Origin of the sequence: Allokutzneria sp. A3M-2-11 16 (genome assembly GCF_024213555.1) — a bacterium.
Classification (GTDB): Bacteria; Actinomycetota; Actinomycetes; order Mycobacteriales; family Pseudonocardiaceae; genus Allokutzneria.
The window spans coordinates 422,030-446,232 of sequence record NZ_JANAVO010000003.1 but is presented as its reverse complement, the minus strand read 5'-3'; the positions used below and the strand labels follow the sequence as shown (position 1 = coordinate 446,232).

Sequence of the window (24,203 nt, the reverse complement as noted above, 5' to 3'; positions counted from 1 at the left end):
GCGCGGTTTCCCGGACCATTCTCCGGTGAAATGTCCGATAACCCGGTGTGGCCAAACCAGAATTGACTACCTTTGGTCTTCGCGCAGGTCAGCGGGTGATCTTCAGGTCAATCCGGGCGACCGCGCGATGGAGGACTTCCTTGCCCTCGACCACGTTCCAGTAACTTCGGCAGGACTCCGGCTCGGGCGGGGCCTTGATGAGCACCGCGACGCGCGCCTTCGCCCCGGGCGAAATCGGGGGAACCGCGAGCGAGGTCGGCGTCCGGCACGAACCCGACTGCTCGACCTTGGCCAGCTCGTGCATGTCCCACCAGGTCGGGCTGGTGTTGTGGAACTCCCACACCTTGGTGATGAGATCGCCGACCCGGATCTCGCTCGCCTGGTCTTCGCTCACGTCCACCACCGAACCCACCACCGCGCCGCCGGTGACCAGGAACGCGTGCTTCGAGGGCGTCGGTCCGGTTCCCACGACGCCGGTCGCCACCAGCACCACGACCAGGACCGCGGCGAGGCGCCAGGTCCGCCACCGGACCGGGTGCGGCACAGCCCGGATCGGGGTCGCGGCCAGCTCCCAGCGCTCGCGCCAGGCGGCGCGCACCGCGTCCTCGTTCTCGCCGAGCACACCGACCGCGAGCACGCGGACGAACTCCCAGGTGGTCTCCCAGGTCGGCAGGCGCTCCCCGCGGGCCGCGGCGGACAGGGCGGACTTGGAGGCCAGCGCCCCGAGTTCCGAGCGCATCCGGTCGTAAGAAGGGTCACCCGCCGCGCGCTTGAGCTCCCACAGCTCGACGGCGAACCGACCGACCGGACCGGCCGCGCTGTCCGGCCGGTGCGCGGTCCGCCCCCTGCGCCCCTTGGCGTTCGGCACTGTCGTGCGCATGTCAGGAGGCGAGGGTGCTTCGCCGCTTCGCCGCGATCAGCGCGATGCCGATCGCCGCCAGCATCGCGGTCGACAACCCCGAGCCGACGTCCACGTCGTCGTCCCGGCCGGTCAGCACCATGAGGCCCGCGCAAGCGGCGGCGCAGAGCCACCCGGCGACGACGGTGGTGGTGTTGACGCGCGAAGACCCGGTGAAGACGGCCGCCGCCGCCAGCGCGATCAGCAGGAGCACGGTGAGGGGCACCGCCAGCACGGCGATGGCCGTGGCATCGGTTCGCGAATTGTCGACGGCTGTCGGGAAGACGCCCCAGCCGGTGATGAACCTGTTGACCCAGTAGGTGCCGTCGTTCAGGCCGGTGCGGGTCAGCCAGGGCAGCGCCAGGCTCACGAACAGCACCCCGGCGGTGACCGCGAGGCCGATCGTGGCCGGAGAAGCGTCGGGGCCGGGGTTGCCCCGCGTGTCGCTTGAGGAGAGCACCGGAGGACTCTACAAACAACCACAGGTTCTCGCTCCGCGCCCGTGATCATCACGCGGCCTCGCGTTTGCCCGCGTCGCGGAAACCACGCGCTGCCGCGGGCGGCTCCAGCGGGAATCATCGCGAGGTCGTCGCTGCCGTCGACTATCGACTATCGACTGGAGAGCCCATGCTCCGCCGTACCGTTCTCGTCGCGGTCCTCGCCGCGCTGCTCGGCGCACCCGCCGCCGAGGCCGCTCCGGACGTCACCAACATCGCCCACCGGGGAGCCTCCTACGACGCGCCGGAGAACACCCTGGTCGCGATGCGCCTCGGTGCGCGGATGCGGGCCGACCTGGTGGAGATCGACGTGCAGCGCTCCAAGGACGGGCACCTGGTGCTGATGCACGACACCACCCTGGCCCGCACCACCGACGTCGAGCAGCTCTTCCCCACCAGGGCGCCGTGGAAGATCGCCGACTTCACCCTCGCGGAGATCAAGCGGCTGGACGCGGGCTCGTGGAAGAACCCGAAGTTCGCCGGTGAGCGGGTGCCCACGCTGCCGGAGTTCCTGCGCGCGCTGGCCCCGCACCGGGTGGGCCTGCTCCTGGAGGCGAAGGCGCCCGAGCTCTACCCCGGAATCGAGCGCGAGATCGCCAGGCAGATCACCGCCTGGCCGTCGTGGCGGGGTCGCGTACAGGTGCAGAGCTTCAACTGGCCGTGGATCAGGACCTTCCGCGGCCTGGCGCCCAGGGCGGTGCTCGGCGTGCTCGGCACCCCCAAGGTCGAAGAGCTGGCCGAGATCGCCCGCTACTCCGACCAGGTGAACCCGCCGCACGCGTCGGCCACCGGCGAGTACATCGCGGCCGTGCACCGGCACGGGATGAAGGCCAACGTGTGGACCGTGGACTCCGCCGACCTCATGCGCACCCTGATCTCCCGCGAGGTCGACGGCATCATCACCAACCGCCCCGACGTCCTCCGCGCCCTGTAAGGGCAGTCGAACGGCCCGGAAGCAGGAGGCTTCCGGGCCGTTCGGTGGTGCTGTGCGCCGTTACTCGCCGCGCTGCTGGCGGAGCTTGGCGAGGGCCTCTTCGAGGATCGCCTCGCCGTCGGAGTCGGAACGCCGCTCCTTCACGTACGCCAGGTGCGTCTTGTACGGCTCGTTCCTCGGTGGAGCCGGGGGCTCGTGCGAGTCCCGCCCCGCGGGCAGACCGCAGCGCGGGCAGTCCCACGTCTCAGGCTCCTCGGCCTCCAACGCGAAGGACGGCTTCACCTCGTGCCCGTTCGAGCAGTAGTACGAGACGCGGCGCCGCGGAGCGGACTCCCCGCGCTCGGACTCGCCCATCGGTCCTGCCCCGACCCTGGTGCCGCGGATCGCGTTACCACCAGCCATCGACCCTCACACTCCCGACCCCGTTAGCCCATCGATCCCCAGCGGAGACCAACGCCGTCATGCGCCCGTCTTGAGCAGCAGGCCGACCCCGATGATGGAGATCAACCAGACCGCGCCCACGAAGATCGTGATCCGGTCGAGGTTCTTCTCCACCACGCTGGAGCCGGACAGGCTCGACTGCATGCCACCGCCGAACAGGGAGGACAGACCGCCTCCACGCCCACGGTGCAGCAGCACGAGCAGAATGAGCACAATGCTCGACGCGATCAACATGATCTGAAGAAAAAGCTGCATCTCACCCTCGCCGTACAGCGGTTGACATCACAGGGTACCGGGTCGCTCGCGGACGGATGACCGCCCCCGGGCTCAAATCATTGAAGCGAAACCCTAACGTCCCTACGGCAGCGGCCCACCGGCGGCGAGCGCGCAGAGCTTGGCGAACTCCTCGCCGTCCAGGCTCGCCCCGCCGACCAGGGCTCCGTCCACGTCGTCGCCCTTCATCAGCTCGCTGATGTTGCCGGACTTGACCGAGCCGCCGTAGAGCACGCGGACCGCGGCGGAGATCTCCGGGCCGTACTTCTCGGCGAGCGCGGCCCGCAGGGCGCCGCAGACCTCCTGGGCGTCGGAGGCCGTGGCCACCTTGCCCGTTCCGATGGCCCACACCGGCTCGTAGGCGATGACCACGTCCTTGACCTGCTCGGCCTTGAGCCCCTTGAGGCCCGCGATGAGCTGGTCGGTGCAGTGCTGGACGTGGGTGCCCGCCTCGCGGACCTCCAGCTGCTCGCCGACGCACATGATCGGCGCCATCCCGTGCTTGAGCACCGCCCGCACCTTGCGGTTGACCACCTCGTCGGTCTCCGCGTGGTACTCGCGGCGCTCGGAGTGCCCGACCACCACGTAGGAGCAGCCCAGCTTCGCCAGCATCGGCCCGGAGACGTCGCCGGTGTAGGCGCCCGAGTCGTGCGCGGAGATGTCCTGGGCGCCGTACTTCGACAGCAGCTTGTCCCCGTCGGTCAGGGTCTGCACGCTGCGGATGTCGGTGAACGGCGGCAGCACGACGACCTCGACCTTGTCGAAGTACTTGGCGGGCAACGAGAACGCGATCTTCTGCGTCAGGGCGATGGCCTCGAAGTGGTTGAGGTTCATCTTCCAGTTGCCTGCGATGAGCGGCTTGCGGGCCATCTAGTCAGTCCTCCAGAACCGAGACGCCGGGCAGTTCCTTGCCCTCCAGGTACTCCAGCGACGCGCCTCCGCCGGTGGAGATGTGCGAGAAACCGTCCTCGGGCAGGCCCAGCTGGCGGACGGCCGCGGCGCTGTCGCCCCCGCCGACCACGCTGAACGCGTCCGACTTCACCAGCGCCTCGGCCACCGCGCGGGTGCCGCCGGAGAACGCCTCGAACTCGAAGACGCCCATCGGGCCGTTCCAGAACACGGTGCGGGCGTCGGCCAGCTTGGCCGCGAACAGCTCGCGGCTGGCCGGGCCGATGTCCAGGCCCTGGCGCTCGGCCGGGATGGCGTCGGCGGCGACGGTCTCGATCTCCGCGTCGGCGGCGAACTCGGTGGTGGTCAGCACGTCCACCGGCAGCACCAGCTCGACACCGTGCTTGTCGGCCTCCGCGAGGAAACCGCGGACCTGGTCCAGCTGGTCCTCCTGGAGCAGCGACTTGCCGACCTCGTGGCCCTGGGCCTTGAGGAAGGTGTAGGCCATGCCGCCGCCGATGATCAGCCGGTCCGGGTCGTCGGTGCCGGGATGGGTGAGCAGGTTCGCGATGACGCCGAGCTTGTCGGAGACCTTCGCGCCGCCGAGCACCACGACGTAGGGCCGCTCGATATCGGTGGTGAGCTTGCGCAGCACCTCGATCTCGGACAACACCAGGCCGCCCGCGTAGTGCGGCAGCCGCTTCGCGACCTCGTAGACCGACGCCTGCTTGCGGTGCACCACACCGAAACCGTCGGAGACGTAGGCGCCGTCCGGGCCGACCAGCGCGGCCAGCTCGTCGGCCAGCGCGCCGCGCTCGGCGGAGTCCTTGCTGGTCTCGCGCGCGTCGAAGCGCACGTTCTCCAGCAGGGCGACCCGGCCGTCCGCCAGACCGTCCACAGTGGACTTCGCGGAGTCACCGGTGAGGTCGGTGGCCAGCGCCACCTCGGCGCCGAGCAGCTCGCCGAGCCGCGCCGCGACCGGGGCGAGGGAGAACTTGGGGTCCGGGGAACCCTTGGGGCGCCCCAGGTGCGCGAGGACGACGACCCGCGCGCCCGCTTCGGTGAGCGCCGTGAGGGTGGGCAGCGAGGCCCGCACCCGGCCGTCGTCGGTGATCTTCGAACCGTCGAGGGGAACGTTGAGGTCGGCGCGCACCAGGACGCGCCGACCCGCAACACCCTCGGCCAGCAGGTCAGCCAGGGTCTTCAAGATGGTGTCCTCAGAGCTTGGAGGCGACGAGGGAGACGAGGTCCACGAGGCGGTTGGAGTAGCCCCACTCGTTGTCGTACCAGCCGACGACCTTGACCTGGTTGCCGATGACCTTGGTCAGCGGCGCGTCGAAGATGCACGACGCCGGGTCGGTGACGATGTCGCTGGAGACGATCGGGTCCGTGTTGTAGCGCAGGATGCCCTTGAGCGCGCCTTCGGCGGCGGCCTTCACCGCGGCGTTGACCTCCTCGACGGAGGTCTCGCGGCCGACGGTGACGGTGAGGTCGGTGGCCGAACCGGTGGGCACGGGCACGCGCAGCGCGTAGCCGTCCAGCTTGCCCTTGAGCTCCGGCAGCACCAGGCCGATCGCCTTGGCCGCACCGGTGCTGGTCGGCACGATGTTCAGCGCGGCGGCGCGCGAGCGGCGCAGGTCCGAGTGCGGCGCGTCCTGCAGGTTCTGGTCCTGCGTGTACGCGTGGATCGTGGTCATCAGACCCTTCTCGATGGTGAAGGTGTCGTGCAGGACCTTCGCCATCGGGGCCAGGCAGTTGGTGGTGCAGGAGGCGTTGGAGATCACCGTCTGCGAGCCGTCGTACTTGCCCTCGTTCGCGCCGAAGACCACGGTCAGGTCCTCGTTCTTGGCGGGGGCGGAGATGATGACCTTCTTCGCGCCACCCTCGTCGACGTGCTTGCGCGCGGCGTCGGCGTTGGTGAAGAAGCCGGTGGACTCGACGACGACGTCGACGCCCAGGTCCTTCCAGGGCAGCTTGCCGGGGTCGCGCTCGGCCAGCGCGCGGATGGTCTTGCCGTCGACCGAGATGCCCTCGTCGGTGACCGCGACCTCGCCGTCGAGACGACCGAGGATGCTGTCGTACTTGAGCAGGTGGGCCATGGTCGCGACGTCACCGAGGTCGTTGAAGGCCACGATCTCGATGTCCTGGCCGCTGGCCTGGACCGCACGCCAGAAGTTGCGCCCAATACGGCCGAAGCCGTTCACGCCCACGCGAACCGTCACGGTGCCTCTCCTTGGTGAGTCGTCTGGAGGTCTTGCCCAGTGTTTCGCCGTCACCCTAGCGGCTGACAGAGTCGCTGGTCACAGCGCCCTTGCGGCTGGCTTAATCGAATCAGCCCAACGGCGGCCCGAGCAGCGCTTTTCATCGTGCCCCGCCCCGCGCGCCGGAAACCTTCCCGGTGACCGTCGCCACACCCCGCGCACCCATCCCGGCGCCCGGTGGTCCCCCCGTCTTCAAGTACCCCGAACCCCGCCCCCAGCGGTCTCAAACCGCGCCTAACCTCCGTGCGCCGCAAGGGAGTTAGGTGCGGTTTGCGGTTACTGGAAGGGGGGTGCGGTGTACTTGAAGACTGTCCAACCCGGGCTGGGTCAGGCGTCGAGCATGTCGGCGGTGACGGCGGACTCGGTGTCGGGGATGGAGAGGTCGCGGGCCTTCTTGTCGGCCATGGCGAGGAGACGCCTTATGCGGCCCGCTACGGCGTCCTTGGTCATCTGGGGGTCGGCGAGCTGACCCAGCTCCTCAAGGGACGCCTGGCGGTGGGACAGGCGGAGGCGGCCCGCGGCGACCAGGTGGTCCGGCGCGTCGGCGCCGAGGATGTCCAGCGCCCGCTCGACCCTGGCCGCGGCGGCCACCGCGGCGCGCGCGGACCGGCGGAGGTTGGCGTCGTCGAAGTTGGCCAGCCGGTTCGCGGTGGCCCGCACCTCGCGGCGCATCCGCCGCTCCTCCCACGCCAGCACGCTGGAGTGCGCGCCGAGGCGGGTCAGCAGCGCGCCGATGGAGTCGCCGTCGCGGACCACCACCCGGTCGGCGCCGCGCACCTCGCGGGACTTGGCCTGGATGCCCATCCGCCGGGCCGCGCCGACCAGGGCCAGCGCCGCCTCGGGGCCGGGGCAGGTGACCTCCAGCGCGGAGGAGCGGCCCGGCTCGGTCAGCGACCCGTGCGCCAGGAACGCGCCGCGCCACGCGGCCTCGGCATCGCACACCCCGCCGGAGACCACGGGGGCGGGCAGGCCGCGCACCGGGCGGCCCCTGGGGTCGAGCAGGCCGGTCTGCCGGGCCAGCCCGTCGCCGTCGCGGACCACGCGCACCACGTAGCGGGTGCCCTTGCGCAGCCCGCCGGAGGTGATCACGTGCACGTCGGAGTTGTGGCCGAACAGCTCGTGGACCTCCTTGCGCAGCCTGCGCGCGGCCACGCCGGTGTCCAGCTCGGCCTCCACCACCACGCGCCCGGCCACGATGTGCAGCCCGCCCGCGAAGCGCAGCAGCGAGGAGACCTCGGCCCGCCGACAGCAGGTCTTGGTCACCGACAAGCGGCTCAGCTCGTCCTTGACCGCCGCGGTCATCGCCATGGGGTCTCCTCCTCCCGAACGGGTCCGTCCGTGCTGCTGGGATGTTCCGGGGTGCTGGGGAATTCTGGACTCCGGGTGCCCCCTCCGCCTAATGCTCCGTCGGAGAAGGCACCGCGGAGGCTGTCCGCGAGCGCGTCCGGGTCGTGCCGGTCGGGGGCTCCCGTGCGGGCTATCCGGCTCAGGCGGGCGGTGCCGCCGAGGGTGGACGCCGCGCGGCGCAGACGGTCGGGGGTGGGCACCGAGTCGGTATCGGCGATCACCGCGTCCACCCGTAGGCCCGGCGCGTGTTCGGCGAGTACCTGGAGGTGCTGTTCAGGGGAGAAGCCCTCGGTTTCGCCCGGTTGTGGGACAAGGTTGAGCACCACGACGCGGCGGGCGGCGGTGCGCACGAGGGCGTCGTGCAGCTCCGGCACGAGCAGGTGCGGCAGCACGCTGGTGAACCACGAGCCCGGCCCGAGCAGCACCACGTCGGCCTTGAGCACGGCGTCGACGGCCTCCTGGCACGCGCGCGGCGGCCCCGGTTCGGGCCCGGCGGCGCGCAGCCGGACCCGCTGCACCCGGCCCGGGGTGCTGGCGACGGCGACCTGGCCGCGGATGCGGCGCACCGCGCTGCGGTCCTCCTCCAGCCCGACCACGTCGGCCTCGATGTCCATGGGTTCCCGGCACATCGGCAGCACCCGGCCGCGCACCCCGAGCAGGCGCGCCACCTCGTCCAGCACCGCGACCGGATCACCCATCGTCTCCAGCAGCCCGGCCAGCAGCAGGTTGCCGACCGCGTGCCCGGCCAGCGCCCCGGAGCCGCCGAAGCGGTGCTGGAACGCCTCCGTCCACACGGGAGAGTCACCGGCGAGCGCCACCAGCGCCTTGCGCAGGTCCCCCGGCGGCAGCAGCCCCAGCTCCCGGCGCAACCGCCCGGAGGAGCCGCCGTCGTCGGCGACGGTCACCACGGCGGTCACGTCCTGGGTGATCCGGCGCAGCGCCGCCAGGGTGACCTGGAGCCCGTGCCCGCCGCCGAGCGCGACCACCCGCGGAGCGTCCACCTGAGCGACCACCTGAGTGTCCACAGTGGACTCCGCTGGGAACCCTGGCGTCACTCGCGCCCCAGGTCCCGGTGCACGACCTTGACCGTCATCCCGTCCTCGGAGGCCAGCCGCCCGGCCAGCTCCTCCGACATGGCCACGCTGCGGTGCTTGCCGCCGGTGCAGCCGACCGCCAGCGTCAGGTAGCGCTTGCCCTCGCGGTGGTAGCCCGCGCCGATCAGCCGCAGCAGCTCCTGGTAGCGGTCGAGGAAGTCCTCGGCGCCCTCCTGGCTCAGCACGTAGTTGCGCACCTCGGAGTCCAGGCCGGTGTTGTCGCGCAGCTCCGGGATCCAGAACGGGTTCGGCAGGAAGCGCACGTCGATCACCAGGTCGGCGTCCATCGGCAGGCCGTACTTGTAGCCGAAGGAGAGCACGGTGACCCTGGTGCGCGCGCTGGACTCGCTGCCGAAGGCGTCCTCGATCTTGCCGCGCAGCTGGTGCACGGACAGGCCGGTGGTGTCCAGCACCAGGTCGGCCTCGTCGCGCAGCGGCATCAGCATCCTGCGCTCGGAGGCGATGCCGTCGGAGAGCCTGCCGTCGCCCTGCAACGGGTGCCCGCGCCGGACCTGCTCGAAGCGGCGGATCAGCACCGCGTCGGTGGCCTCGAGGAAGAGCACCTTCGGCTTGTAGCCGCGCGCGTCCAGGTCCTTGATCACCGAGGCCAGGTCGTCGGTGAACGCGCGGCTGCGCACGTCCATCACCACGGCCACCTTGGTGATCACGCCACGCGCCTGCGCGCCCAGCTCGACCATGGTGGAGACCAGCTCCGGCGGCAGGTTGTCCACCACGAACCAGCCGAGGTCCTCAAGGCACTTGGCCGCGGTGCTGCGGCCGGCCCCGGACAGGCCGCTGACCACGGCAACCTCGACGCCGGACTTCTCGTCGTTCACTTCGTGTCCTCCCCGTTGCCCGCGCCCAGCGCGGCGAGTACTGCTTCGGCGGTGCGCCGTCCCACTCCGGGCACCTCGGTGATCTGTTCGACGGTGGCCGCCTTCAGCCGCTTGAGCGAGCCGAAGTGCTTGAGCAGCGCGGCTTTGCGCGCGTCCCCGAGCCCGCTGACCCCGTCCAGCGCGGAGGCGGTCATCCGCTTCGACCGCTTCTGCCGGTGGTAGGAGATCGCGAAGCGGTGAGCTTCGTCCCGGACGCGCTGCAACAGGTACAACGCCTCGCTGGTGCGGGGCAGGATCACCGGATCGGGGTCGCCGGGCACCCACACCTCTTCGAGCCGCTTGGCCAGCCCGACCACGGCCACGTCGGTCACGCCCAGCTCGGCGAGCACGTCCGCGGCGGCGTTGGCCTGTGGCCCGGCACCGTCCACGACCAGCAGGTTCGGCGGATAGGCGAAGCGCTTCGGCCTGCCCGTCTCCGGGTCGATCCCCGGCAGTTCTCCGGGCGCTTCGGATGCCGTTGCTGTGTCGATGCTCGACCCCGCAAGCGGGTCTTCGTCCTTGTAGCGCGCGAATCTGCGCCGAACGACCTCGGCGATGGACGCCACGTCGCCCTCGGTCGCGGCCTCGCGGATGGCGAAGCGGCGGTACTCGGACTTGCGCGCGAGCCCGTCCTCGAAGACCACGAGCGAGGCCACCACATCGCTGCCCTGCACGTGGCTGATGTCGATGCATTCGATGCGCAGCAGCGCGGTGTCCAGGTCCAGCGCCTCCTGGAGTTCCTGGAGCGCCGCGGACCGCGCGGTCAAGTCCCCGGCGCGGCGCAGCTTGTGCTGGGTGAACGCCTCCGCGGCGTTGCGCGCCACCGTCTCCGCGAGCGCGCGCTTGTCGCCCCGCTGCGGCACGCGAAGGTCCACACGGGACCCCCGCAGCTTCGACAGCCAGTCGGCGACCGCGTCGGCGTCCTCGGGCAGCTCAGGCACCAGGACCTCGCGCGGCACCGGGCTGCCACCCGCGTCCGCCTGCGCCGCGAGGTCGGCCTGCTCCCCGTAGAACTGGGTGATGAACTGCGAGACCAGCCCGGCGGTGTCGACCTCCTCGACCTTGTCGATCACCCAGCCACGCTGACCGCGCACCCGCCCGCCGCGCACGTGGAAGACCTGCACGGCGGCGGCGAGCTCGTCCTCGGCGAAGGCCACCACGTCGGCGTCGGTGCCGTCGCCGAGCACCACGGCCTGCTTCTCCATGGCCCTGCGCAGCGCGGCCACGTCGTCGCGCAGCCGGGCGGCGCGTTCGAACTCCAGCTCGTCGGAGGCGGCCTGCATCTCCTTCTCCAGCTTGCGCACCATGGCGTCGGTACGGCCCGAGAGGAAGTCGCAGAAGTCCTCGACGATGTCGCGGTGCCCCTGCTCGGTGACGCGGCCGATGCACGGCGCCGAGCACTTGTCGATGTAGCCGAGCAGGCAGGGGCGCCCCATCTGCGAGTGCCGCTTGAAGACACCGTTGGAGCACGTGCGCGCGGGGAAGACGCGGAGCAGCAGGTCCACCGTCTCGCGGATCGCCCACGCGTGCGCGTAAGGGCCGAAGTAGCGGACGCCGCGCTTGCGCGGACCGCGGTAGACGTGCAGCCGAGGGAAGTCCTCGTGCAGGGTCACCGCGAGCACCGGGTAGGACTTGTCATCGCGGTAGCGGACGTTGAAGCGCGGGTCGAACTCCTTGATCCAGGAGTACTCCAGCTGCAACGCCTCGACCTCGGTGCCGACGACGGTCCACTCCACCGAGCTCGCGGTGGTGACCATCTGCCGGGTGCGCGCGTGCAGCGTCGCCACGTCGGCGAAGTACGAGGAGAGGCGGCTGCGCAGGCTCTTCGCCTTGCCGACGTAGATGACGCGCTTGGTGGAGTCGCGGAACTTGTACACCCCTGGCGCCTCGGGAATGGTTCCCGGGGCGGGGCGATAAGTCGACGGGTCGGCCACGTCATAAGCCTACGGACAGGTCTGACATCACCCGAGGACGACCCGGTCACCGGCCGCGCGGACGGGCACGGCGGTCAGCCCCTTGGTCGCCGGACCCTTGCGCAGGTCGCCCGTCTCGGCGTCGAAGGTGCTGCCGTGCGTGGTGCAGTCGACGATCCCCTTCGCGGGCGGGCTGACGATCGAGCCGGTGTGCGGGCAGCGCGGGTCGAACGCGCGCACCTCCCCCGCCTTGGTCCGCACGATCAGCAACCGCCCGCCACCCGGCACATCGACGAGCTTTCCGCTGCCCATCGGGATCTCCGCGAGCCCGACGAGCTGGTCACCGGGCTTGGCGGTCCCCGTCCCCGCGGCGGGCTTCGCCGGCGTGCCGCAGCCCGCGATCGTCGCTCCCACCAGTCCACACAGGACACCGCGCCTCGTCAGACCCACTCCCCCAACCTATATCGGCCGCAGCGGTCGAGTCGCGGATGCTGGCGGGCCGGGTCGCTCCGGGAATGGGGATCACCGTGGGGGAAAGGGAGAACAGCCACGCGAGGCAGACGCGTTGCGGGCTGACGCCGAGGTCCCGGGCGGTGTGGTGGAAAGCGGCGAGCGCTGGGTCCTCGGGCAGTGCGGACGGGCCGTCAAGGGAGCTGCGGGAGATGCCGCCGAGGGGGCTCCACGGGAGGAACGCAAGGCCCAGCTCCGCGCAGAGCCGCAGCTCCGGCTCCGACGCGCGGACTCGGGGCGAGTATTCGTTCTGGACGGAAACGAAAGCGGGACCGAGCAGTTCACGAGCTTGACGGATCTGCTCTATGTCTACATTGGACAGACCGATCGCGCGGATCTTGCCTTCGGCGTGCAGTTCCGCCAGCGCGCCGAGCGAGTCCGCGAACGGGACCTCCGGGTCCGGCTTGTGCAGTTGGTACAGGTCGATCGCGTCCACCCTGAGGCGGCGCAGCGAGCCCTCGCAGGCGCGCTTGAGGTGCTCCGGCGAAGCGTCGACCGTCCACGACCCGTCGCCCGGCCTGCCGCGCCCGCCCTTGGTCGCGATGAGCACACCCTTGATGCCCGCGACCAGCTCCTCGTTGTGCCCGACCTCGAAGTCGCCGATCTTGCGGGTGATCACGCGCCGATCACCTCCGGCAGCCAGTTCTCGGTGTGCGAGAAGGAGAATCCGAGCTCGGTGGCACGGCTGTTGTCCATGCCGTAGTAGTGGCCGAAGGCGAACGGCGACGCGTCCTCGCCCACCTCGAACACCGGCTCGCCGGGGATGTGCTCGCACAGGTCGAACACGCTCAGCTCGCCGTGCGAACGCGCGTTGACCGGGCCGGTGAAGTCGGCGAACGCCGCCCAGCCCAGCAGTTCGGCGATCTCGCGGTAGTGGATGAACGAGGACGGGTGGTTCTCCTGGTGGACCACGATCGGACGACCTTCGCGCACGCGATCGAGGTAGTGCGCGAGCCTGCCGGTGAAGTCGTCCCCGCCCAGCACGTGCCCCGAGCGCACCGCGACGAAGTCGAACGGCGCCTTGGTCTCGAACACGGCCTCGGCTCGGCGCTTGTCCTCGCCGTAGCCCTGCGGCGCCTTCGCGTGCAGGTCGACCGCGGTCTCCAGCAGCGGCGCGTCCGCCCGCACGTGTTCGTAGACCTCGATCGTGGAGGTCATGACGTAGCGCCCGGTGCGTCCGGCGAACGTCTTCACGGCCGCCTCCGCGTCGGCCGGGGTGTAGCAGACCTGGTCGACGACCGCGTCGAACGTCCGCGATCCCAGGACCGCGCCGAGGTCCGCGCGGTCGGTGACGAGGTGGTCGACCCCGGGTGGCGGGGCGGTCGAGCCGCGGTTGACGAGGGTGACCCCGACGCCCGCCTCCCGCAGGTTGAGCACCAGGTCGCGGCCGAAGTGACGGCTGCCCCCGATGACGCACACGGTCTTCATAGCGACCACCTTCGCCCCGTAGAGTCATCAGCGGAAGTAACCACTTGCATAACGAGCTGTTAGGAAAACTGATGATCGACGTGCAGCGGCTGCGGGTGCTGACCGAGGTCGCCCGGCACGGCAGCTTCAGCAAGGCCGCCGCCGCGCTGCTGTTCACCCCGTCCGCGGTGTCGCAGCAGATCGCCGCGCTGGAGCGGACCGTGGGCACGGAGGTGGTGCTGCGGAGCGCGCGCGGCGTCACGCTCACCGACGCGGGGCGGTTGCTGGTCGACGCGGGCGAGACGATCTCGGCGGAGCTGCGGCACACCGAGGCCGCGCTCACCCGGTTGGCCACCGGCGTCGACACGCTGACCATCGCCACGTTCAGCACCGGCGGGCGGCACCTGCTGCCCAGTGCGTTGGCGCGGCTCGCCGCGGAGCACCCGAACGTCGAGATCACCGTGCTGGAGCGGGAACCGGAGGACAGCGTGCCCTTGGTGCGCTCCGGCGCGGCGGACCTGGCGCTGGCCTACGAGTTCGACAAGCCGCTGCCGCTGGACCGCCTGACCTTCCTCCCGGTGATGGACGACCCGATGTCCGTGGTGCTGCGCCGTGATCACGCACTGGCTTCCAAGAAGTCCTTGTCGCTCAACGACATCGCCGACCAGCATTGGGTATTCGGCTGCTCGAGAACGGCGGCTTTCCTGCACCGCTACGCCGAGGACGCCGGGTTCTCGTTGCGGGTCTCGGCGAGCACCACCGACTACTTCTTCGCACAGGCCCTGGTCGAGGCCGGGGTCGGGATCGCGCTCATCCCCCTTGTGGCGCTTCGGAAAACCCCTTCGCTGGTAGTGATCCCCGTTGCCCGGCCCCGGCCCGCGCGCAGGATCGGCGTGGTGGTCGCGGCCCGCGCACGCTCGCGTCCACCGGTGGCCACACTCGTCGACGCGCTGCGTTCAGCGACGTGAATCGTTGACGGAAATAGGAAAGGCGGGCACGGTCGGGGGACCGCCGCGGATTGGGAGGCACACAAGATGTTCCGCTTCACATCCGTGATCACCGCTGCGCTGCTGCTCACCGCGCTCCCGGCGCAGGCCCGGCCCTCGCCCGTCGGCACCCCCGCGGAGCTGATCGCCGCCCTGGCCGCCGCCAAGCCCGGCACCACGATCGAGCTGCGGCCCGGCGTCTACGACGGCGCGTTCTTCGCCACCGCGTCCGGGACCGCGAGCGCGCCCATCACCCTGACCGGGCCGCGCTCGGCGATCCTCAAGAACACCAAGAAGACGTGCGACCCGAACGTGCCACCCGAGCGCAAGGCCCAGGGCGTGAGCTACTGCGGTTACGGGCTGCACCTCAACCTCGTCAAACACTGGGTGCTCAAGGGTTTCAGCGTCGCGGACTCCGCCAAGGGGATCGTGCTCGACGGCTCCGACAACAACGTGGTCGACGGCGTCGAGGTCAGCCGGATCGGTGACGAGGGCGTGCACTTCCGCGCCAACTCCAACGACAACGTGGTCCGCAACTCCTCCGTCCACCACGTCGGCATCACGCAGCCCGCGTATGGGGAAGGCGTGTACTTCGGTTCGGCCAAGGGCGCGAACTGGGGCAAGTACGGCGACCGGCCGGGCGACCAGAACACGCCGGACACCAGCGACCGCAACCAGGCGCTGGACAACCGGCTCGGGCCGAACGTGGCCGCCGAGCACGTGGACATCAAGGAGGGCACCACCGGCGGCAAGGTGCTGCGCAACTCCTTCGACGGCGCGGGCATGACCGGCCAGAACTCCTCGGAGAGCTGGGTCAACGCCAAGGGCAACGACTACGAGATCTCCGACAACAAGGGCGTGCGCAGCTACGAGCACGGCTTCAAGGTGATCCAGCGGCTCGCGGGTTGGGGTTGCGGCAACGTCTTCCACCGCAACGTCGCCGACGTGCAGGCTTCGGGATACGGATTCCAGTTCCCGCACAACAAGAAATGCGCGTCCAAGCCCAACCTGGTCTACCGCGACAACACGGTGACCAACGCCGCCAAGGGTTTCTCCGACGTACCCCCCGTCGGCTGAACCGAGCTGTCCGCCGGGGTCACATGCCTCGGCGGGCCAGCTCGGTGAGGAGCGCGCGGTTGCTCGCGCACTCCCGCTTCAGCTCTTCCAGGTAGCGGTGGAACTTCGCGCGCCCGTCATCGGCCGCCTTTTCCCACGCGACACCAAGGCATTCCAGCAGCTCGATCACCTCGGCCGGATGGTCCGGGCCGCCGACCGCGATCCGCCTGCGCACCAGGCGGCGGTAGACCGGCAGCACCTGCTCGGGGTGCTGCATCACGCGCTCCGCGGCCAGCGACGCCCACACCCGGTCGGAGCACCCGCGCTCGGCGGCGACGGTCCACGCGGTGTCGATTTCGGAGTCCCACAACAGGATCTGCACGAGCACCGAGTTGCGCCCGGGGTCCTCGCCCTGCGCGCGCAACCACCGCCGCGCCCACTCCCGCTGCGCGGGCCAGCGATCGGCCCGGTCGGCGACGGTGCGCAGCTTCAGGTAGGTGTCCAGGCCCGGCCAGTCCCGGAAAGCGTTGCGCGCCAACTGCAACGCCCGCGTGGTCTTGCCCAGCCGCAGGCACGCGTCCACCGCCATGTCGACCAGCCGGACCTCGGCGCGGCTGCCCTGCGTCGCGACCAGGCCGCGCTCCACCCACGCCAGCGCCTCCGCCGTGCGACCGGCGTCCTCCAGCACGGTGGCGATCCGCAGGTACTGCCACGGGGTCGACAGGTCCGTCGCCAGCCACTGCACCTCGACGTCCACGTCGCCGGTGAAGCGGGCCAGTTCCTCCATCAGGCGGACCACCGCCCACCGCCTGCGGTCGTAGCGCGGCGTCCGTCCGAACGGCACGGTCGGCAGCTCCCGGCAGGCGCGGCGCGCGGTCCTGCGATAGGCCGTGATTCCCTCCGGCCCCAACGCATCCGCGTACGCGCTCAGCGCGACCTCGGGGCCGTCCGGGTAGTTCAGCTGCAGGCGCACCAGCCACCCGGCGAGGCGGTGCGGATCGGGTCTGCTCCTGCGGCAGGCCAGCGCGTGCCCGGACAGCGCCTGCTGCATCAGCTCCGGCAGCTCGCCCGCGTTCCCGGTGACCTGCTGGGCCGCCGAGCACAGCACTTCGACGACCTGCTCGGCGTAGTCGACGGCCTGGTCCGGTCGGCCGACCTCGGACTGCTCGCAGAGGGAGCGCACCACCTCGCGCAGGCGCACCCAGTGCTCCGCCTCGCGCTCCCCGTCGAACGGGGGCAGCCCGCCACGCAGGCCCCGCAGAGCCGCCACGCCGTAAGGCTCATCGCCCCCATTGCCGCCCACCTGCTGAATCAAACCGCACGCCACCCGTCCCGCGCCCGAGTTGACTCCGAACGCACCAGCCCAAGCGCCCGAACGGCGGCAACCCTTCCCGCGCCACTACCCGGACGGTGATCAAGTGGTGATCAGCCGGTGACCCGGCCCATCGCCAATGCCGCGTTCGGGGCGTTGGATTCCCTGAACGGGTCGTTCGGGGCGTTGGATGCCCTCAACGACCCGTTCAGGGCGCTCGATCAGGCCGCCGTGCGCACGGGCACGGTGCGCGTGGTGCCCGCGATGGTCCAGATCGTGTAGGCGATCGCGTTGGTGTGCCGCTCCAGGGACTGCGCGTTGATGTTGCTCGTGGTGTCGCAGGACTGGTGGTAGCACTTGTCGAACGCGACGCCCGACTGGCCGCCCCACTTCTGCGCCTGCGCTGCGGTCTTGCGCCCCTCGGCGCCGCTGAACGTGCCACCGGTGGGGATGCCCGCCCGTGCGAAGGCCGCGTGGTCGGAGCGCCCGCCGACGTTGGTCGTCTCGGTCGGCACGTTGATCGACTTGAAGTACGCCTCCAGCGTGGACTGGAACTTGTCCGACCCCGCGGGCTGACCGCTGGAGGAGTAGACGAAGTACGCCGGGTTCGGCGAACCGGTCATGTCGAAGTTGACGTAACCCTTGATCTTCGACTTCTCCGCGGCGGGCAACGTGTTCACGTAGTTGGTCGACCCGATCAGGCCCAGCTCCTCGGCGCCCCACCAGCCGAAGCGCAGGTGCTGCTTGGGCTTGAGCTGCTGCTTGGACACGGTCAGCGCGACCTCGAGCAGCCCGGCCGAACCGGAGCCGTTGTCGTTGATGCCCGGCCCGCTGCCCACGCTGTCCAGGTGGCCACCGGCCATCAGGATGTTGTTCTCGTCGCCACCGGGCCAGTCGGCGATCAGGTTGTAGCCCTTGGTGCCCCAGCTGGTGAACTCCAGCACCTTCGTCTGGTAGCCCGCCGCGTCCAGCTTCGCCTTGACGTAGTCGATCGACGCTTTGAACCCGGGCTTGCCGTGCGCCCGGTTCCCGCCGTTGGCGGTCGCGATCTGCTGGAGCTGGTTCAGGTGCGCCTGCACCGCCGCGACCGGGATGGCGGGCGCCGCCGCCACGTCCACGGTGGCGGCACCGCTCGGCGTGGCGAGCACGCCCAGGGTCAGGGTCGAGGCAAGGGCAACCGAACCGAGTGTCGCTCGGATCTTCACTGTGTGACCTCCCAGCAGGGTGGACGCCACTGGTGTCAGTGGCGCAGAGATCACCGGCAGTGTCTGGGACAGCTCGGGCGCGGCGGTAGGGACTTTCGAGGGGTGACTTTCACATCTCGCCGGTCACCGTGAACGCGCGACGCCGCGTCGTGGCGATGTTGATCCGCATGCCGCACGGAAGCCTGCCGTCCGACACCAGGGACCGCGCCTTGTCCAGGAACTCCCGTCGAAGCTCCACGATCTGGTCCTCGTCAAGCACTTCGACGTCGTAGAACACGGAAACGTTGGTCTCCCACACCTTTTCGGGCGTTCCGCTCTGGTCGAGCACGATCGAGTCCCAGGACACCGGCGCGAACCCCGCCGGTGTCAGGACCGCGTCCAGCCCTTCGCGTGTGCGGATCTTGCGGTCGCCCATCCTCGGCATCCGCCGCCCCGCCTCCCTCGCCGCTTCGAAATGTGGCCGGGCCAGTTCCAGGAACAGCGCCATCCCCTCCCCTTCCACCGCGCCACCACCGAGGGCCACCGCGAACACCCCGCCCGGAACGAGCACCCGCGCCACCTCGGCGACAACCTGTTCGACGTCTGTCATCAGCATGAGCGCCATGTGCGAGACGACGGCGTCGAACGCGGCGTTCTCGAACGGCAGTTCCTGCGCTCGTCCTCGACGCAGATCCGCGTTCACCAAAGCGGGCCGCCGCCGGGCCAGCTCCAGTTCCTCAGCTGAGAGGTCGACGCCCGCCAATGTCCGCGCTCCACGCCCCGCCAACACCTCCAGCAGCGCGCCGTCCGCACACCCCAGGTCCAGGACCCGCCCAGGCGCATCCACCCGGTCGGCGAACTCCTCGTAGCTCGTGCGGCCCTTCGCGGTCCGGCTGGCCTCCACGCTCACTGACTGGAGGCCGGGGTTGTTGTCGTGGAAGGCTTTGAGGAACTCTTCGGCAGACTGCGACATTGCCGCAGTCTACAAACGGTGTTCGACTGCGATGCGCGCTCGTTTGATCTCGCGTGCGAGTGCGCTGCCGTCCTCCGACCTGAGGCGTCCTGCTTGGTACTGAAGGGGTGCGAGGTGCTGGAGCACGCGCGGCGACCGAAGGCGCTGCGCGGCTTCCAGGGCATGGACACCGCGCGCGATACCGGTGCTGGCATCTCCGGCGGCAATCTCACACGCCGCGAGCTGCGATTCGTTGAACACGTTCTGCCGCACGCGATGCGGTGCCGACGTGCGTATCGCGGCCTGTAGGCGCTCGATGGCAACCGCGCGGTGCTTGGCGTCGACGAGTCCGAGCGCGCTGTAGACACGGGCAGCGTTGGTGTTGAGCGCGGCGGCGTCGAAGAAGGACGCGAACGTCGGCTGCTCGTGGTCGCGGTCGAGGTGGCCTGCGAACTCGTGTTCAGCGCGCCCCAGCGAATCGAGCGCGCGGCGGGCGTCGCCGGACAGCGCGTGGGCGAGCGCGGCGTCAGCGTGCATGATCGCCAGCGCGAGCAGGGATCCGGCGTCCTCGGCGGCCTTCTGACCAAGTTGGAAGTAGGCCAAGGCGTCCTTGGGGTTGCCGTTGTCCAGCGGCACCCGGCCGAGATGGTGCAGGGCTATGGCGGTGTGCATGGGATTGGCGGCTTCGGTGGCGCGCAGCACGGCGTTGCGCAGGTACTGGCGCGCCTCGTTCTCGTTGCCCTTGCCGAGGTCGTGGGCAGTCCAGCCAGCGAGGGTGTTGAGGTCGGCGACCGCCGACAGCCACTCTGGACGGAGTTCGTCCGGAACCGAAGTCTTGAGGAGGAGCTCGGCGCGGTCGAGCTGAGTGAGGACCGCGTCGCGACATCCACCCCCGCCGTGCTCGGCGTCCGAGCGGCGCAGGTCGCCCGTGAGCTTCACCAGTTGCAGCAGGTCGTCTCCGCCGACCTTGCTCGGCACCGGCGTGGGACTCGACCGAACGGCGAGCCCGTCCCAGTCGACAGAGTGCTGCGGCTGACCGGCGAAGACCGCTGCGCTGATCAGCCCAAGGAAGTTGCGGCGCTGCATCTCGTCGTCCTCATCATCGCGCGGGTGACACGCCGCTCCGACCGGCGGCGCCGACTGCGGCGTGGAGTCGCTGTAGGCCAGCCCCATGAGTCCGCGCTCGATCCCGAGCCCGTCGGCGATGCGAGCGAGGACGTCGTACGCCTGCACTTGACGACCGTTGGTGATCTCGCTGACGTCGGACTGGTTCATCCCGGTCAGTCGCGCTATCCGACGCTGGTAGACGCCAGCCGCCTGCAGGTGTTGAAACAGCGTGGTGATGTCCCTAGTCCGCAGCGCGTGACGCGTTGCCGGGCGGGCCCAGATCGCCGGGTTGATCGGGGCGTCGTCGAACGGGAGAACGTTGGTCAAGGGTCCTCCCTCCGATCGGAGTGCTGTCGATCAACTCCACGGTAGCGACGATCGACGTGCGCGGAGTGCCGAGATCGGTCAAGCCGATCGGTTCGACCGATATGGGACGCCACCTGGACATCGGCGATGCCGATGGGCTTGACATCTCCCCCACCGCTCCGGTGACCGGCCATCCTCGTCCCGGCTGAGCACGATCCGGACATAGGACGCCGACGTCCGGTCCATCCATGTCAAGGGGGAACCACGATGATCAACACCATGAAGATCGGCGCGACCGCGGACAACCCGCTGTCCTCGACCGCGATGCGACTCACCGATGACGCCGTTGCCGCCACCGCGCCGCCTTCCGGGCCGACACCACGGCCGTTCGCGCTTCGCTGGCTGCGACCGGCACAGCGGCCCGCCATCCCCGACTACCGGTACTCCGCCGAACTCCAGGTAGCGGTCAGTCCGAACGGCACTCCGCTCGCGCCGCAACTGGACAAGGACTGGACGACCAGCCCCTACAAGAAGGATGGCGACGGACCGAACTGCGATGGCAACGAGGACTGGGGCTGGGAAGAGGTATGACCGTCCTGATCCTTGCGAGGGAGTTCGATCCAACGGTCGACGCCGTGGTGAGTGAACTGACCGAGCGCCAAGTCCCGACCTTCCGCGCCGACCTCGGTGACTTCCCGCAATGCCTCGGAATGGCGGCGGAACTGCGGGATGGGCGGTGGGAAGGACACTTGTGGACAGACCACCGCGCGGTGGCGCTGGAGTCGGTGCGGTCCGTCTGGTACCGCAATCCCTCGGCCTTCTCCTTTCCGGACGCCATGCCCTTGGCTGAGCGAACGTACGCCCGGCGTGAAGCCGTGCTCGGCCTCGGTGGGGTCCTCGCGGCACTGGACGTGCTGTGGGCGAACCACCCCAACCGCTGTGCTGACGCCGTATACAAGCCGTACCAGTGGGCTGTCGCGGTCTCCTGCGGATTGGCCGTGGCTGATACTCAGGTGACCAACTCGCCCGAGGCAGCCCTCAGATTCGTCGGGCGCGCACGTCGCGGAGTCATCACGAAATCGCTTGGTGGCGCGGGGATCGTCGCCGAGGATCGAGTGCTGATCGGTTACACCCGGCGGCTGACCCGTGCCGATCTGACTGACCTGTCCGGAGTGGCGGTGACTGCCACGACCGTGCAGCACTGGGTGCCCAAGGCTTTCGAAGTTCGGCTGACCGTGATCGGCGACGAGTGGTTCCCGATTTCCATTCACGCAGCCAGCGAGGAAGCCCACGTTGACTGGCGGGCCGACCCCGCGGCGCTGAGCTACGGGTTCGTACCGATTCCCGACGAGGTGGTGGCTGGCGTGCGGCTGTTCATGCGACGCATGAAACTGGTCTATGCCGGATTCGACTTCGTCGTCCGGCCGGACGGCGGATGGGTCATGCTCGAAGCCAACACCGGACCACAGTTCGGCTGGCTGGAGAGCGCCACCGGCGCACGGATGAGCGCGGCGATGGCGGAGACGCTGGCGGGAGGGGCGGCGTGAACGTGTTCGACGACTGGTCCGAACGGGCTGAGCGATTGGTTCGCACGCTCGTGGACAAGGGCAAGGTGTCTTCCCCGGAATGGCAGGCCGCGGTTCGCGCGGTTCCGCGCCACGTGTTCGTTCCTGTGTTCCACGAGCGGCGCGGGGGCGCTTGGGAGGTCGTGGACCAGACCCAGGATCGTTGGCTGGAGTTGGTGTACTCCAACACCGCGCTGGTCACGCTGCTCGGAGAAGCGGTGCCGATCTCGTCCTCCAGCGAGCCGGGCCTGATGACGCGGATGTTGGAAGCGCTCGATGTGCGCGACGGCGATCGCGTGCTGGAAATCGGCACTGGCACCGGCTACAACGCGGCCTTGCTGGCACATCGGCTCGGCGACGCCAACGTGTTCTCCGTTGAAGTGGAACCCGAACTGGTGTCGGCGGCACGGCGGCGACTGGCGGGGCTGGGGTATCACCCGGTGCTCGCTGAGCACAACGGTGCCGGTGGCCTGCCCGAGCACGCACCGTACGACCGGATCATCGCCACCTGCGCGGTGCCGATGATCCCGTGGGAGTGGGTCGAGCAGACCGGCGACGGCGGGCTGATCATCGCCGACGTCAAGCCCCACGTCTTCGCGGGGAACCTGGTTGTGTTGCGCCGCAAGGGAAAGCGGGCACAAGGTCGGTTCGCCCCCGGCTGGGTGGATTTCATGGACCTACGCCGTCCCGGGACCGCCGAGCCGCACAGGCACCCGCAGCGAGACCTGGCTCAAGCGCGCCGACGCACGACGGGACTGCTGACCGAGCGGCCTTGGGAGGAGAGCACTCTGTGGTTCCTCGCGCACTTCCGGTTCCCGCCCGGTGTGCGGTTCGGCTACGCCATGGATCCCGGTACCGGCGGTCCGGGAGCGGTCTTTCTGTCCACTTCGGACGGATCGTGGTGCGAGGTCTCGACCACGGTCGACAACGGCGTCCGACAGGTGCGGGAAGGCGGTCCGGTCTCGCTGTGGCGGATCATCGAGGAGACCACGGATCTGTGGCACCAGTTGGGCAAACCGGGTTGGGAACGCTTCGGGCTCACGGTCGAGGAAGGCGCTCAGTGGGCCTGGCTGGACACGCCGGACGGCGCGCTCCGCTGGGTCATCGGTGCACGACGGTGAGCGCCACGCCGTCGTCGCGGATGCGGCGTTGTTCGGCGGCCGGAAGGCGGTCGTCGACGAGGACGAGGTCGAAATCGGTCAACGGAGCCAACGTGTACAGGCCCTGCCGCGTGAACTTGGTGTGATCGACTATAAGTACTCGGCGGGAGGCAGCGGCCAGCAGCGCGCGCTTGACCTGAACGGTCTCCTGTGACTGGTGGTAGCAGCGGCCGTGGGAGATCGCCGTGGTGGACATGAACAGCGTGTCGGCGCGGACCTTGCCAACGCCTTCCGCCGTGTACAGGCCCAGAAACGCGTCGTAGGCAGGGAAATACTCGCCGCCGAGCGCGATGAGGTTGATGCCGGGCCGCCGCGTCAACAGCTCGATCACGGGCTGGAAGTACGTGATGACGGTGAGCGGGGCGCGTTCGGCCAGCAGCTGCGCGAGGTGCAGGCAGGTGGTGCTCTCGTCGAGCATGACGGAACTGCCCGGCGGGATGAGTTCGACGGCGGCGCGCGCGAGCATGCGTTTGGTGTCGGCCATGGCGGCCATGCGCTGGCGGACGTCGCCGTGGAACACCGTGGAGGGCATGGCGGTCGCGCCGCCGCGCACCTTGCGCAGCCAGCCTTGCCCTTGCAGGGCGTCGAAGTCGCGGTGCACGGTCATCACGCTGACGCCGAACTCCTCGGCCAGGTCCTGGATGCGGAGGAACCCCTCCGCGGTGACCCGTTCCCGGATGACGCGGCGCCGCTCGGCCTGTGATTCGTCGGCACCCACGGATGTGAAGATAACACCGGGACTACCTGTCGGTGGCCTGCCAGACGATGCCCGCAGGCCGATCCCCGGTGGCGGCGAACTCGTGCACGGCGGCGAGCAGCCGCGGCAACGGAATGGGAGCGTCCGTCGGATATTCGGTCGGGGTTCCCATGTAGTAGTAGGCAAGCGTGTCGAATCCGCTCGGCTCCCCTTGACTGACCCACCGGCCGTCGCGGTCACTGAACTGCATGACTCCGATCGGTTCGCCTCCCCCGACTCCGACCAGCAGCTCGCACGGGGGCGAGAACTCGGCCAGGTCGGCCGTCCGGAACAACGCGACCAGACACGCGCCCGGCTCGGCCGCGAGAGTGGTCAGCAGCTTGTCGACCTCGGCGGCGCCGTCGAGCAGCACACCCTCGTCGCCGTGGGTGTGGTCGTACCAGGCCTGCATGGCGGTCACGGCAGCGGACGCTCACGAATCGCCGGTCCGCCGAGGGCTGACCGTGGCCGCTCGATCGTGAACGCCGTACCGTATGGATA

General features: G+C 69.9%; 27 protein-coding genes. 7 read left to right on the top strand and 20 right to left on the bottom strand.

Features of this window, described 5'->3' with window-relative positions; all coding sequences use genetic code 11:
* Positions 1-88 precede the first annotated feature (88 nt).
* On the bottom strand, positions 89-880 hold the full coding sequence (locus NLX83_RS23830) for an NBR1-Ig-like domain-containing protein (RefSeq protein WP_254237348.1): 792 nt from the start codon (positions 878-880) through the stop codon (positions 89-91).
* 1 nt (position 881) lies between these two features.
* Positions 882-1,358, bottom strand: coding sequence for a hypothetical protein (locus NLX83_RS23825; RefSeq protein WP_254237347.1), 477 nt, complete (start codon positions 1,356-1,358; stop codon positions 882-884).
* Between the two features lie 167 nt (positions 1,359-1,525).
* On the opposite strand from NLX83_RS23825, the gene NLX83_RS23820 reads away from it, so the two are divergent.
* The gene (locus NLX83_RS23820) at positions 1,526-2,329 is read left to right on the top strand and encodes a glycerophosphodiester phosphodiesterase (protein WP_254237346.1); all 804 of its coding nucleotides are present in this window, start codon (positions 1,526-1,528) and stop codon (positions 2,327-2,329) included.
* 60 nt (positions 2,330-2,389) lie between these two features.
* Here NLX83_RS23820 and NLX83_RS23815 read toward each other — a convergent pair whose 3' ends face one another.
* From NLX83_RS23815 to NLX83_RS23760, 12 genes are all read right to left on the bottom strand, one after another.
* On the bottom strand, positions 2,390-2,731 hold the full coding sequence (locus NLX83_RS23815) for an RNA polymerase-binding protein RbpA (protein ID WP_254237345.1): 342 nt from the start codon (positions 2,729-2,731) through the stop codon (positions 2,390-2,392).
* Positions 2,732-2,788: 57 nt separating this feature from the next.
* Positions 2,789-3,025 carry a preprotein translocase subunit SecG gene (gene secG, locus NLX83_RS23810; protein WP_254237344.1) on the bottom strand — a complete coding sequence of 79 codons (237 nt, stop codon included), beginning with the start codon at positions 3,023-3,025 and terminating at the stop codon, positions 2,789-2,791.
* Positions 3,026-3,127: 102 nt separating this feature from the next.
* Positions 3,128-3,913, bottom strand: coding sequence for a triose-phosphate isomerase (gene tpiA, locus NLX83_RS23805; RefSeq protein ID WP_254237343.1), 786 nt, complete (start codon positions 3,911-3,913; stop codon positions 3,128-3,130).
* Positions 3,914-3,917: 4 nt separating this feature from the next.
* The gene (locus NLX83_RS23800) at positions 3,918-5,138 is read right to left on the bottom strand and encodes a phosphoglycerate kinase (protein WP_254237342.1); all 1,221 of its coding nucleotides are present in this window, start codon (positions 5,136-5,138) and stop codon (positions 3,918-3,920) included.
* A 10-nt stretch (positions 5,139-5,148) separates the two neighbouring features.
* On the bottom strand, positions 5,149-6,153 hold the full coding sequence (gap, locus tag NLX83_RS23795) for a type I glyceraldehyde-3-phosphate dehydrogenase (protein WP_254237341.1): 1,005 nt from the start codon (positions 6,151-6,153) through the stop codon (positions 5,149-5,151).
* 366 nt (positions 6,154-6,519) lie between these two features.
* On the bottom strand, positions 6,520-7,500 hold the full coding sequence (gene whiA / locus NLX83_RS23790; protein ID WP_254237340.1) for a DNA-binding protein WhiA: 981 nt from the start codon (positions 7,498-7,500) through the stop codon (positions 6,520-6,522).
* Positions 7,491-8,564 carry a gluconeogenesis factor YvcK family protein gene (locus NLX83_RS23785; RefSeq protein WP_308209364.1) on the bottom strand — a complete coding sequence of 358 codons (1,074 nt, stop codon included), beginning with the start codon at positions 8,562-8,564 and terminating at the stop codon, positions 7,491-7,493. The genes whiA and NLX83_RS23785 overlap by 10 nt, the downstream gene beginning before the upstream one ends.
* A 26-nt stretch (positions 8,565-8,590) precedes the next feature.
* Entirely contained in the window at positions 8,591-9,469 is an 879-nt protein-coding gene (gene rapZ / locus NLX83_RS23780; protein ID WP_254237339.1) for an RNase adapter RapZ, read from the bottom strand.
* Positions 9,466-11,442 (bottom strand): excinuclease ABC subunit UvrC, encoded by a 1,977-nt coding sequence (uvrC, locus tag NLX83_RS23775; protein ID WP_254237338.1) that lies wholly within the window; start codon positions 11,440-11,442, stop codon positions 9,466-9,468. The genes rapZ and uvrC overlap by 4 nt, the downstream gene beginning before the upstream one ends.
* Before the next feature lie 27 nt (positions 11,443-11,469).
* Positions 11,470-11,835 (bottom strand): Rieske (2Fe-2S) protein, encoded by a 366-nt coding sequence (locus NLX83_RS23770; RefSeq protein WP_254237337.1) that lies wholly within the window; start codon positions 11,833-11,835, stop codon positions 11,470-11,472.
* Complete coding sequence (locus tag NLX83_RS23765; protein WP_254237336.1) at positions 11,762-12,550, bottom strand: aldo/keto reductase; 789 nt, start codon at positions 12,548-12,550, stop codon at positions 11,762-11,764. The genes NLX83_RS23770 and NLX83_RS23765 overlap by 74 nt, the downstream gene beginning before the upstream one ends.
* A complete protein-coding gene (locus NLX83_RS23760) occupies positions 12,547-13,359 on the bottom strand; it encodes an NAD-dependent epimerase/dehydratase family protein (protein WP_254237335.1) in 813 nt (270 codons plus the stop codon). Before NLX83_RS23760 ends, NLX83_RS23765 begins: the two co-directional genes overlap by 4 nt.
* 71 nt (positions 13,360-13,430) lie before the next feature.
* On the opposite strand from NLX83_RS23760, the gene NLX83_RS23755 reads away from it, so the two are divergent.
* Both NLX83_RS23755 and NLX83_RS23750 read left to right on the top strand, forming a co-directional pair.
* Positions 13,431-14,306 (top strand): LysR family transcriptional regulator, encoded by an 876-nt coding sequence (locus NLX83_RS23755; RefSeq protein ID WP_254237334.1) that lies wholly within the window; start codon positions 13,431-13,433, stop codon positions 14,304-14,306.
* A gap of 84 nt (positions 14,307-14,390) precedes the next feature.
* Positions 14,391-15,401: a right-handed parallel beta-helix repeat-containing protein gene (locus NLX83_RS23750; protein ID WP_254237333.1), complete on the top strand. Its 1,011-nt coding sequence runs from the start codon at positions 14,391-14,393 to the stop codon at positions 15,399-15,401.
* Positions 15,402-15,420: 19 nt separating this feature from the next.
* Here the strand turns inward: NLX83_RS23750 and NLX83_RS23745 are convergent, their stop codons facing one another.
* The 4 genes from NLX83_RS23745 to NLX83_RS23730 form a co-directional block, all read right to left on the bottom strand.
* Positions 15,421-16,650, bottom strand: coding sequence for a DUF6880 family protein (locus NLX83_RS23745; protein WP_254237332.1), 1,230 nt, complete (start codon positions 16,648-16,650; stop codon positions 15,421-15,423).
* Positions 16,651-16,913: 263 nt separating this feature from the next.
* Positions 16,914-17,897, bottom strand: a complete 984-nt coding sequence (locus tag NLX83_RS23740; RefSeq protein WP_254237331.1) for a M28 family metallopeptidase — start codon at positions 17,895-17,897, stop codon at positions 16,914-16,916.
* Between the two features lie 109 nt (positions 17,898-18,006).
* Complete coding sequence (locus NLX83_RS23735; RefSeq protein ID WP_254237330.1) at positions 18,007-18,849, bottom strand: class I SAM-dependent methyltransferase; 843 nt, start codon at positions 18,847-18,849, stop codon at positions 18,007-18,009.
* A 9-nt stretch (positions 18,850-18,858) separates the two neighbouring features.
* Complete coding sequence (locus tag NLX83_RS23730) at positions 18,859-20,262, bottom strand: helix-turn-helix domain-containing protein (RefSeq protein ID WP_254237329.1); 1,404 nt, start codon at positions 20,260-20,262, stop codon at positions 18,859-18,861.
* 20 nt (positions 20,263-20,282) lie between these two features.
* Between NLX83_RS23730 and NLX83_RS23725 the strand changes: the two genes are divergently transcribed.
* From NLX83_RS23725 to NLX83_RS23710, 4 genes are read left to right on the top strand one after another with little or no spacing between them, the layout of a single operon-like run.
* Entirely contained in the window at positions 20,283-20,450 is a 168-nt protein-coding gene (locus tag NLX83_RS23725) for a hypothetical protein (protein WP_254237328.1), read from the top strand.
* 58 nt (positions 20,451-20,508) lie between these two features.
* The gene (gene tgmA, locus NLX83_RS23720; protein WP_254237327.1) at positions 20,509-20,832 is read left to right on the top strand and encodes a putative ATP-grasp-modified RiPP; all 324 of its coding nucleotides are present in this window, start codon (positions 20,509-20,511) and stop codon (positions 20,830-20,832) included.
* Entirely contained in the window at positions 20,829-21,788 is a 960-nt protein-coding gene (tgmB, locus tag NLX83_RS23715) for an ATP-grasp ribosomal peptide maturase (RefSeq protein ID WP_254237326.1), read from the top strand. The genes tgmA and tgmB overlap by 4 nt, the downstream gene beginning before the upstream one ends.
* The gene (locus NLX83_RS23710; protein ID WP_254237325.1) at positions 21,785-22,927 is read left to right on the top strand and encodes a methyltransferase domain-containing protein; all 1,143 of its coding nucleotides are present in this window, start codon (positions 21,785-21,787) and stop codon (positions 22,925-22,927) included. The genes tgmB and NLX83_RS23710 overlap by 4 nt, the downstream gene beginning before the upstream one ends.
* Here the strand turns inward: NLX83_RS23710 and NLX83_RS23705 are convergent.
* Both NLX83_RS23705 and NLX83_RS23700 read right to left on the bottom strand, forming a co-directional pair.
* A complete protein-coding gene (locus NLX83_RS23705; RefSeq protein ID WP_254237324.1) occupies positions 22,908-23,684 on the bottom strand; it encodes a DeoR/GlpR family DNA-binding transcription regulator in 777 nt (258 codons plus the stop codon). The genes NLX83_RS23710 and NLX83_RS23705 overlap by 20 nt on opposite strands.
* Positions 23,685-23,706: 22 nt before the next feature.
* Positions 23,707-24,114, bottom strand: coding sequence for an Imm1 family immunity protein (locus NLX83_RS23700; RefSeq protein ID WP_254237471.1), 408 nt, complete (start codon positions 24,112-24,114; stop codon positions 23,707-23,709).
* Positions 24,115-24,203: the final 89 nt, after the last annotated feature.

Bases quoted from the DNA above. Each gene is read 5' to 3' on its own strand.
- NLX83_RS23830 (WP_254237348.1), bottom strand. From the start codon at position 880: ATGCGCACGACAGTGCCGAACGCCAAGGGGCGCAGGGGGCGGACCGCG.
- NLX83_RS23820 (WP_254237346.1), top strand. From the start codon at position 1,526: ATGCTCCGCCGTACCGTTCTCGTCGCGGTCCTCGCCGCGCTGCTCGGC.
- NLX83_RS23815 (WP_254237345.1), bottom strand. From the start codon at position 2,731: ATGGCTGGTGGTAACGCGATCCGCGGCACCAGGGTCGGGGCAGGACCG.
- secG (WP_254237344.1), bottom strand. From the start codon at position 3,025: ATGCAGCTTTTTCTTCAGATCATGTTGATCGCGTCGAGCATTGTGCTC.
- tpiA (WP_254237343.1), bottom strand. From the start codon at position 3,913: ATGGCCCGCAAGCCGCTCATCGCAGGCAACTGGAAGATGAACCTCAAC.
- whiA (WP_254237340.1), bottom strand. From the start codon at position 7,500: ATGGCGATGACCGCGGCGGTCAAGGACGAGCTGAGCCGCTTGTCGGTG.
- NLX83_RS23760 (WP_254237335.1), bottom strand. From the start codon at position 13,359: ATGAAGACCGTGTGCGTCATCGGGGGCAGCCGTCACTTCGGCCGCGAC.
- NLX83_RS23755 (WP_254237334.1), top strand. From the start codon at position 13,431: ATGATCGACGTGCAGCGGCTGCGGGTGCTGACCGAGGTCGCCCGGCAC.
- NLX83_RS23735 (WP_254237330.1), bottom strand. From the start codon at position 18,849: ATGTCGCAGTCTGCCGAAGAGTTCCTCAAAGCCTTCCACGACAACAAC.
- tgmA (WP_254237327.1), top strand. From the start codon at position 20,509: ATGATCAACACCATGAAGATCGGCGCGACCGCGGACAACCCGCTGTCC.
- tgmB (WP_254237326.1), top strand. From the start codon at position 20,829: ATGACCGTCCTGATCCTTGCGAGGGAGTTCGATCCAACGGTCGACGCC.
- NLX83_RS23700 (WP_254237471.1), bottom strand. From the start codon at position 24,114: ATGCAGGCCTGGTACGACCACACCCACGGCGACGAGGGTGTGCTGCTC.